The 8,981-nt window shown below is 75.9% G+C and carries 8 protein-coding genes; 3 read left to right on the top strand and 5 right to left on the bottom strand.

The window, feature by feature from the left end:
- The coding region (locus I4I78_RS25930; RefSeq protein WP_218614110.1) for a DMT family transporter at positions 1–988 on the top strand (988 nt) is incomplete at its 5' end.
- A gap of 40 nt (positions 989–1,028) precedes the next feature.
- On the opposite strand, the gene I4I78_RS25925 is transcribed toward I4I78_RS25930, so the two are convergent.
- From I4I78_RS25925 to I4I78_RS25905, 5 genes are all read right to left on the bottom strand, one after another.
- Complete coding sequence (locus tag I4I78_RS25925) at positions 1,029–3,095, bottom strand: alpha/beta fold hydrolase (protein WP_218614109.1); 2,067 nt, start codon at positions 3,093–3,095, stop codon at positions 1,029–1,031.
- A 117-nt stretch (positions 3,096–3,212) separates the two neighbouring features.
- Positions 3,213–4,184 (bottom strand): quinone oxidoreductase, encoded by a 972-nt coding sequence (locus I4I78_RS25920; protein ID WP_218614108.1) that lies wholly within the window; start codon positions 4,182–4,184, stop codon positions 3,213–3,215.
- Between the two features lie 72 nt (positions 4,185–4,256).
- A complete protein-coding gene (locus I4I78_RS25915) occupies positions 4,257–5,120 on the bottom strand; it encodes an ABC transporter permease subunit (RefSeq protein ID WP_218614107.1) in 864 nt (287 codons plus the stop codon).
- Complete coding sequence (locus I4I78_RS25910) at positions 5,117–6,046, bottom strand: ABC transporter ATP-binding protein (protein ID WP_218614112.1); 930 nt, start codon at positions 6,044–6,046, stop codon at positions 5,117–5,119. The genes I4I78_RS25915 and I4I78_RS25910 overlap by 4 nt, the downstream gene beginning before the upstream one ends.
- An 83-nt stretch (positions 6,047–6,129) precedes the next feature.
- Positions 6,130–7,305, bottom strand: coding sequence for an outer membrane lipoprotein carrier protein LolA (locus I4I78_RS25905; RefSeq protein ID WP_218614106.1), 1,176 nt, complete (start codon positions 7,303–7,305; stop codon positions 6,130–6,132).
- 93 nt (positions 7,306–7,398) lie between these two features.
- Between I4I78_RS25905 and I4I78_RS25900 the strand changes: the two genes are divergently transcribed.
- Both I4I78_RS25900 and I4I78_RS25895 read left to right on the top strand, forming a co-directional pair.
- Complete coding sequence (locus I4I78_RS25900; protein WP_218614111.1) at positions 7,399–8,067, top strand: response regulator transcription factor; 669 nt, start codon at positions 7,399–7,401, stop codon at positions 8,065–8,067.
- The coding region (locus I4I78_RS25895; protein WP_308252359.1) for a histidine kinase dimerization/phospho-acceptor domain-containing protein at positions 8,064–8,981 on the top strand (918 nt) is incomplete at its 3' end. The genes I4I78_RS25900 and I4I78_RS25895, both read left to right, overlap by 4 nt.

Genomic DNA, 8,981 nt, shown 5'->3' with positions numbered 1-8,981 from the left:
GCGTGTGGTGATGGTGATCGGCCTCGTGCTGGGCGCCGCGGTGGTCGGGGCACTGGGCATCGTGCTGCTGCGCAAGGCCACCGAGGCGGAGCCGCCGCGGGCGGGGTTCTCGCTCTCGCTGCTCTGGCTGCTCGTGAGCCGCCGCCCGGTGTGGGCCGCGGGCATCGCCACCATCGTGGCCTCCTACGCCCTGCAGGTCGCCGCGCTGGCCGGCGGGCCGGTCTCGCTGGTGCAGCTGATGGTGGTGATGGAGCTGCCGTCGGTGCTGATCCTGTCCGCGCTGCTGCTCGGCGGTCGCCTCGGAGCCCGTGAATGGGTGGCGATCGCGGCGATGACGGTGGGGGTGGCGGGCCTGCTGTTCTCGCTGGCCCCCGGCGGAGGGGACCCGCAGTCGGCCGACCTCGGCACCTGGCTGGTGGGGCTGGGCGTGACCCTCGCCGTCATCGCGGCGGCCCTGCTCCTCGCCCGACGGACCCGCCGGGGCGTGGCCACCGCGCTCTACGGGGGAGCGGCCGGCATGTCGGCCGGGCTCGGCGCGGTGCTGGTCAAGCCGGTCACCGCGGTCCTGGACGGGGGCGTGCTCGCGGTGGTCGCCACCTGGCAGACCTGGGCGCTGCTCGTCGTGGGCACGGCAGGGTTCTTCCTCCTGCAGAACGCGGTGCAGGCGGGACGGCTGGTCGCCTCGCAGCCCGGCATCACGCTGGGCAACCCGCTCGTCGCCACGGTGTGGGGCGTCGGACTGCTGCACGAGCAGGTCCGCACCGGATGGTGGCTGCTCGGCGCGGCCCTGTGCACGGCGCTGCTGGTCGCCGGGGTCGTCCTGCTCTCGCGCTCGCCGTTGCTGGACGGGCACCGGGAGGCACCGGAGGACCCCGCGGGGCACGACCCCACCGGCCGGGACCCCGCCGACCACGACTCCGCCGGCCGTGACGTCGTCGCCCGCAGCGGGGGCCCCGGCCGCCCGGTGGCCGAGGGCTCGGGGGCCTGACCCGGTACTCCGGCCCGCTGTCCCGGTACTGCGGTCCGCGCTACCGCAGCAGGTCCGGGGTCTGCCACTCACGGCCGAGAACGTGGGTGGCCAGGAACGCGTGCACCGTCTCGTACCAGAGCGCGGAGTGCTGCGGGGAGAGCACCCAGTGGTTCTCGTCCGGGAAGTACAGGAACCGGTGCGGGTTCGCGGCCGGGTCGGGCTGGCGCGAGGTCAGGTCCCACCACAGCCGCAGGCCCTCGCCGATCGGGACCCGGTAGTCGCGGTCGCCGTGGATCACCAGCATCGGTGTGGTGATCGCGTGCGCGTGCCGGTGCGGGCTGTTCGCCTCGGCCATCGCCGGGCTCATCTCGTGGCGCCAGTACTCGGTGTGGTCGGTGGTCGGGCCGAACTGGTCCAGGGCCCACAGGCTGGCGTGGGTGACGATCGCCCGGAACCGGTCGGTGTGCCCGGCCACCCAGTTCGCCATGTAGCCGCCGAACGAGCCGCCCATCGCCGCGGTGCGCCCGGCGTCGATCTCGGGCAGGGCCTCGGCGGCGTCGGTCACGGCCATCAGGTCGGTGTAGGGCGGCCCGCCCCAGACACCCCAGCCACGCTGCACGAAGTCCTGCCCGTAACCGGTGGAAAGCGCCGGGTCGGGCAGCAGGACGGCGTAGCCGCGCGCCACCATCAGCCACGGGTTCCACCGCCACGACCACGCGTTCCAGCTGCTCAACGGCCCGCCGTGGATCCAGAGCAGCAGCGGTGCCGGGTCGGTCGACGCGTCGTGCGGCAGCGCCAGCCAGGCCCGCAGCGCGCTGCCGTCCGCCGCACTCGCGGTGACCTCGGTGAGCCGTCCGGGCAGTGGCTGCTCCGGCACCGGTCCGGCGAGCGGCTCCGGGACCCCGTCCGCGGTGTGGGCGTCCACCCTGACCGGCGCGGGCGGGGAGTCGACGGCGTTTCGCAGCGCGTAGACCCACCGCCCGTCCGGCGACGGGCAGGGGTCGCTGTAGGCGCCGTGGTCGCCGGTCAGGCGCAGCACGGTGCCGGTGGCGGGGTCGACCCGGAACAGCGGCGCCCGGCCGCCCTCGTCGGCGACTACGACGAGCGCCGACGAGTCCGCGGTCCAGCGCACGCCTGCGGGCCAGCGGTCCCAGTCCGGGGCGACCGGCACCGGATCACCGCCGTCCAGCGCCACCACGACCAGGTCGATCCGCGGCGCCCGCTCGGGGGTGGGCACGGTCTCGCGTAGTGCCACCACGCGGGTGCCGTCCGGGCTGACCCGGGGCGCGGAGAAGTCGGCGGACGGGTCGTCGAGCAGGACGCGCCGGTCGCCGGTCGCCACGTCGATCGCCACCACCGACGACCGCCAGGCGCCGTGGCCGTGGGCGGTGTTCCAGCCGGTGACGACGGTGCGCCCGTCCGGGGAGACGTTGTGCGCGGTCTCGAGCAGCGCGTGCCCGGGGACGGGGGTCAGGTCCGCCCAGTCCAGCCGCGCGTCCGGACCCTCGACCGAGGCAGCGGCCGGTGCGGCGACCGGTGCGGCGGCGAGCAGCCGGGGCTCGGCCGGGCCGATGTCGTGGTCCCAGTGCCGGACCGGGTGCCCGTCGTGCAGGATCGCGGTGATCTTCGACTCGCGCCGCGCCGTGCGCCGCCGCTCGTCGTCGTCGGCGTCGACCGCTCCGGGCAGCGTGGACGAGGTCGCGACGACGGTGCCCGCCGCCCGCGCCACGACGACGCCGCCGATGCCTCCGGGGCGGCTGCCCAACAGCCGCGCCTCGCCGCCGTGGGCGGGCAGCGACCACAACGCCGACGGGGAGTCCGCCGGCTCCGAGGGCGCGTCGGGGTCCGGGCGGGCGGAGGAGAACAGCAGGTCCCCGTCCGGGGTGAACACCGGCGCGGACTGACCCGTGCCGCCGCGGGTCAGCCTCCTCGCGGGGGCCTCACCCGCCGGGTCGACCTCCCACAGCGCCCCGACGTAGCGGGTGCGGTCCGGGTCCAACTCGGACACCGTCGTGACCAGGCGGGACCCGTCGGCGGACAGGGTCAGCCCGGACAGCCGTGGGAGTCCGACGAACTCCTGCAGGTCGTGGAACGGGGTGCGGGACGTCTCGGGGTCGGCTGCCACAGGGAGTTTCTAGCACCGGGGCCCGACATCCGCGGCCGGTGTCCCACCCACCTCACACCATGGCTCCACGACGCGCGCCGGGACGGGCGTTCGGCGCGTCACGGCTCCACAACGCGGTCAGGGGGTGAGCAGGAGCTTTCCGGTGGTGCGACGGCCCTGCAGGTCCTCGTGCGCGGTCCGGGCCTGCTCCAGCGGGTAGCGGTGGCCGATCCGGACGTCGAGCGAGCCGTCGGCGACGGCGCCGTAGACGGCGGCGGCGCGGGTGCGCAGCTCCTCGGTCGTCGCGATGTGGTCGAAGAGCTTCGGGCGGGTCAGGAACACCGACCCGGCGGTGTTGAGCCTCTGCGGGTCGACCGGCGGCACCGGGCCGCTGGCCGCGCCGAAGAGCACCAGCATGCCGCGCCGGCGCAGGCTCGCCAGGCTCGCGTCGAACGTGGTCCGCCCGACGCTGTCGTAGGCGGCGTCCACGCCGTTCCCGCCGGTCAGGTCGCGGACGGCGGCGGCCAGGTCGTCGACCTCGGTGTACCGGATCACCTCGGCCGCCCCGGCGGCGCGGGCGAGCTCCTCCTTCTCCGGGGTGGACACGGTCGCGATCACCCGCGCGCCGCGGGCGGTGGCCAGCTGGGTCAGCAGCAGCCCGACGCCCCCGGCGGCGGCGTGCACCAGGACGGTCTCGCCGCCGCGCAGCGGGAACGTGTCGGTGACCAGGAAGTGCGCGGTCATGCCCTGCAGCAGCGCCCCGACCGCGTGCTCGTCGGCGACGCCGTCGGGCACCGGGACGGACTTGTCCAGCGGCACCGCGACCCGCTCGGCGTAGCTGCCGAGCGTCTCCGACCAGGCGATCCGGTCCCCGACCGCGACACCGGTGACGCCCTCGCCCAGGGCGGCGACCCGTCCGGCGCCCTCCAGGCCCGCGATGTAGGGCAGGTCCATCGGGTAGATGCCCTGGCGCTGGTAGGTGTCGATGTAGTTGACCCCGGCCGCGGCGACGTCGACCAGGACCTCACCCGCGCCGGGGGTGGGGTCGTCGACGTCGACGACGGCCAGCACCTCGGGCCCGCCGGCCTCGTTCACCTGCACCGCACGCATGGGTCCTCCTCGTCGCTGTCGCACCGCTCCCGCCCGATCATGCCGGGCGCAGGCGGTGCGGGCGGGACGGGGTCAGGCGTCGCGGCGCGACATCCTGGTGATCAGCACCGCGGCGCCCACGACGAGGTAGACCAGGGCGACCAGCGAGCTGGACCCCAGGCCGTCGAGCGGCAACGGGTCACGCAGCGCGTCCGCGCCCGCGGACCAGCCGGTGGTGAGCAGGTAGGGCGCCAGCCAGTCCAGCGCCGGGATCGTGCTCAACACACCGAACGTGATCAGGCCGCCGAGCACCGAGGCCAACACGACCAGCGGGTGCTCGGTGAACGACGACACGGCCAGCGCGACCGCACCCACCGCGGCCAGCTGCCCGACCGTCCACAGTGCGACGAGCCCCACCCGCCCGACCGCCTCGCCGAGACCGACCGTCGTCCCGGACAGCGTGATGAGCTGCCCGTCCGCGCCGCCGACCACGACGAGACCGGCCAGCACGCCGACCACCGCGATCACCAGCGTCGCGACGACGGCCACCACGAGCACCCCGAACGCCTTCATCCCGACCAGCCGCAGCCGGCCCACCGGGGACAGCAGCAGCCCGCGCAGCGTGCCGTGCGAGGCCTCGCCCGCGATGGCGTCGGCCGAGGCCACGGCGACGGCCAGCGGCAGCAACAGGGTCAGCGAGATGGTCATCGCGGCGATCGGCAGCACCAGGCCGTTGCCGCCGATGGACCCGATCAGTCCGCGCCCGCCGTTGCCGTCCCCGTCGCCGTCGGCGACCACGACGCCGATCGCGATCAGGATCGGGACCAGCGCGAACAGCCCGAACATGATCAAAGTCCGGGGTCGGCGCAGTACCCAGCGCAGCTCCGCGGCGAACAGCCGCAGCGTCGGGACCGGACGGGGGTCCCCGGCCGTCGTGTCGATCGTCGCGGCCGTCATGCGGACTCCCCGTCCCGGTCGTTGCGGTCCTCGGTGAGCCGGGTGAACAGCTCCTCGAGGTGCGGTCGGCGCCGGTGCACCTCGAAGACATCGATCCCGGCGTGCACCAGCGCCGCCAGCAACCGCGGCGCGGGTGGGCCGCCGTCGGCGACGACCGTCCCGGGCGCCTCGGTGAACGCGGTCGCGCCGGCCGCGCGCAGCGCCTCGACGGCGGCCCCGGTGTCGTCCACGGTGATCTCCAGGCCACCGGCACCCGCGTCGAGCAGGGTGGACAGCTCCCCGGACACGACCAGCGAGCCGGCCTGCAGCACGGCGACGTGCGTGCAGATCGCCTCCACCTCGGCCAGCAGGTGCGACGAGAGCAGCACGGTCGCCCCGCCCGCCCGCAGCTCACCGACGATCCGGCGCACCTCCCGGGTGCCGGACGGGTCGAGGCCGTTGGTCGGCTCGTCGAGCACGACCAGGCGTCGCGGCACCAGCAGCGCCGAGGCCAGGCCGAGCCGCTGCTTCATGCCGAGGGAGTAGCCGCGGAACCGGCGACCTGCCGCGCCGGCGAGCCCGACCCGCTCCAGCGCCGTCTCCACGGCCGCGGCGATCTCGGAGCGTCCGAGGCGGGGCTCGGTCATCGCGACCCGGCGCAGGTTCTCCCGCCCGGACAGGAACGGGTGAAAGCCCGGCCCCTCCACCAGCGCGCCCACGTCGGGCAACGTCGCGGACAGGCCGTCGGGCACCGGGCGCCCGAGCAGCTCCGCCGTACCGCCGCTGGGCCGGGTCAGGCCCAGGAGCATCCGGATCAGCGTGGTCTTGCCGGAGCCGTTCGGGCCGAGCATCCCGAACACTGATCCGGCCGGGACGTCGAGGTCGATGCCGTCGACGGCCACCGTGGTGCCGAACACCTTGCGCAGCCCGACCGCCCGGGCCGCCATCGCGCCGGCCGCGGGGACCGGCCCCGGCGCGCCGTGCGTCGGGGCCGTGTCCAGGGCGGTGCCGCCACCCGTGCCGCGGTCCGTCACCGGGCGAGAGCCTCGGTGAGGACCTGCGCGGGGACCGCCCCGGCGGCGATCCGGCCGTCGTCGGCGATGATCGCGGTGCCGACCGCGGTGCTGATCTGGCGTCCCGCGCCCCACGGTCCGCTGACCGGGGTGCCGAGCGCGGACAGGTCCGGAGCGCCTGCCCCCTCCGGGGCACCCTGGTCACCCTGCTCGGCGGAGTCGGGCTTCGGCTCCCCGGGCTTCGCCTGGGCGGGTGTGCGCGCGACGACGACCGTGTCCCACCCGTCGCCGACGATCGTCGGCCGGGCGGCGTCCCGTCCGGCGTCCTGCCCGGGCTTGGGGCCTGCGGGGCCCGGCTTCGCACGGTCCGTGGTGGCGGGCTCGTCGCGCACCGTGGACCCCGGCGGCGGGGTGAACGCGAACAGCGAGGCGTCCTGCGGGCCGAACGTGACGTCGGTGAACCCGACCTGCAGCGCCGGCTCGGGCGAACCGTTGGCCAGCACGGACAGCTGCAGCGGGATCCGCTTCTCCGCGTCGACCGCGATCCGGACCTCGCGCAGCAACGTGCGCTCGGTGGGCTTCGGGTCCAGCACGAGCTGGTAGGCGGGTCGTCCGGCGACCTCGGCGGTGCCGTCGACGGAGACGGTGCTGGTGTTGCGCAGCTCGCCGATCGCCGTCGCGGCCGCGGCGGCCGGGTCGGGGGCCGCCACCTCCGGCGGGCCGGTTGTTCCTGCCTCCGGTGCCCGGTCGGGCCTCCCGCCCTGTTTCTCACCGGGGCCCCCGCCCTGCTTCGCGGGGACCTTGGTGACGGTGCGGGTCTCCGAGTCGTAGGACCAGCGGGTGGCCCCGTCGGAGACGAACGTCTTCTCGCCCTGGTCGGTCGGCAGCGAGACGCGGCCCTTGCCGTCGTCGCCGGACCAGATCCGGGCGGTGCTGGTGCCGTTCGCGGCCTGCGGGGCGCCGGGCAGCGCGGGCAGTCCGAGCTGGTTGTCCAGCGACACGGTGCCGTTGAACGGGCCCGGCTCGGCGGTCAGCACCGACGACACCAGGTCCTCCGGGCTGACCGGCGGCAGCTCCGGCGCCGCCGATGCCCCGGCCGGCGCCACGACCAGCCCGATACCCACGGTGGCGACCAGTGCCGCACCGATTCCCCCCGCCGCCCAGCGGCGACGCACACTGCTCCGGTTCCCCATGACCACAGCCTGACGTATCGCGACTGAGACGTTCTCAGCGCCGAGGTTCACCGATTGTCGGTGGGTGCCCCTACCGTCGGTGCCGTGACGAGGGTGCTGGTGGTGGACGACGAGCCCGGGGTGCGGACCGCGTTGCGACGCGGGCTGACCTCGGAGGGGATGGACGTCGTCGCCCTCGGGGACGGGGACTCGGCCCTGGAGGCGGCGTTGACCGGGGGGTTCGACGCCGTCGTGCTGGACGTGATCCTGCCGGGCCTGTCCGGCTACCGGGTGCTCGAGCGGCTGCGTGCGGCCGGGGTGGGCACGCCGGTGCTGCTGGTCTCGGCCAAGGACGGGGAGATCGACCAGGCGGACGGGCTGGACCTGGGCGCGGACGGCTACATCGTCAAGCCGTTCTCGTTCGTCGTCCTCCTCGCGCAGCTCAAGGCCCTGCTGCGCCGCCGCGACGCGGGGTCGGCGGCGCCCCGGATCACGGTCGGGGAGCTGGTGGTCGACCCGGGCACGCGCTCCGCGTCCTGGTCCGGGCGGGATTTGGAGCTCTCGCCGCGGGAGTTCGCGGTGCTGCACGCGCTGGCCGTACGCCCGGACGCGGTGGTGGGCAAGGACGAGCTGCGCGAGCTGGTGTGGGGCGAGGGGGAGCCGGTCAGCCGTAACGTCGTCGAGGTCTACGTCGGTTACGTGCGCCGCAAGCTGACCGCCGCCGGGGCCGGTGAGGTGCTGCGGACCGAGCGCGGCCGCGGCTACCGGGTGGGCGTCCCGTGACGGGGGCCGGTGCCGGGACGCGGCTGCGGCGCTGGTGGGAGCGCCGGCCGCTGCGGATGCGGATCACGGTCGTCGTCGGCGGGGTCGCGCTGCTCGCGCTGCTGGTGCTGGCGCGGATCGGTGCGGGCCTGATGCTCGACGCCCTGCTGGGTGCGGCCGACACCGAACTGCGCGCCCAGGCCTCGGCGTCCGCGGTCCGGGTGGGGCAGGGCCTGCCTGCCGGGCCCACGATCCGGGTGGTGGACACCGCCGGCACGCCGGTCGACGGTCAGGGACCGGTCCCGCTCGGCGACGACGAGGTGGCGCGGCTCGCGGCGGGGGAGCCGGCCACCGTGTTCGTCGGCGGCGGGCCGCTGCGCTGGGCCGCGGTCCCGGTCGTGGTGCCGGACGGGTCGACGCGGTTCGTGCTGGCCTCGGGCGACCTGCTGGGCGGGCAGTACGTGCTGGCCCGGGCGCTGGTGCTGTTCGTCCTCGCGGCGGTCCTGGTGGCCGCGGTGGTGACGGTCGCCGCGTGGCTCGCGACCCGGGCCGCGCTGCGCCCGGTGGACCGGATGCGCCGCGCCGCGGCCGACCTGCCACCGGGGCAGCGCCTGCCGCTCCCGGTGGCCCGCGACGAGCTGCAGGCCCTGGCCGCGGAGATCAACGCGCTGCTGGGCCGCCGGGACGAGGCGGTGGCCCGGCTGGAGCGCTTCACCGGGGACGCCGCGCACGAGCTGCGGTCCCCGGTCGCGGCGCTGCGCGCGCAGGCCGAGGTCGCCGCCGCCTATCCGGACCCGGACCTGGCCGACGAGACGCTGCGCGCGGTCGCCGGGGAGGCGCAGCGCCTGAGCGTGCTGCTCGACGGGCTGCTCGCCCTCGCCCGCGCGGACGCCGGTCAGCGGACCGCGGCCGTCGCGGTCGACCTGGTCGGGGCG

It is taken from the genome of Pseudonocardia sp. KRD291, assembly GCF_019263595.1.
Lineage (GTDB): Bacteria > Actinomycetota > Actinomycetes > Mycobacteriales > Pseudonocardiaceae > Pseudonocardia.
Note: the sequence above shows the minus strand (reverse complement) of the source record. Positions and strands in the feature narration are given on the sequence as shown.

Coding starts and splice junctions, on each gene's coding strand:
- I4I78_RS25905 (WP_218614106.1), bottom strand. CDS start 7,305: ATGGGGAACCGGAGCAGTGTGCGTCGCCGCTGGGCGGCGGGGGGAATC.
- I4I78_RS25910 (WP_218614112.1), bottom strand. CDS start 6,046: ATGGCGGCCCGGGCGGTCGGGCTGCGCAAGGTGTTCGGCACCACGGTG.
- I4I78_RS25915 (WP_218614107.1), bottom strand. CDS start 5,120: ATGACGGCCGCGACGATCGACACGACGGCCGGGGACCCCCGTCCGGTC.
- I4I78_RS25920 (WP_218614108.1), bottom strand. CDS start 4,184: ATGCGTGCGGTGCAGGTGAACGAGGCCGGCGGGCCCGAGGTGCTGGCC.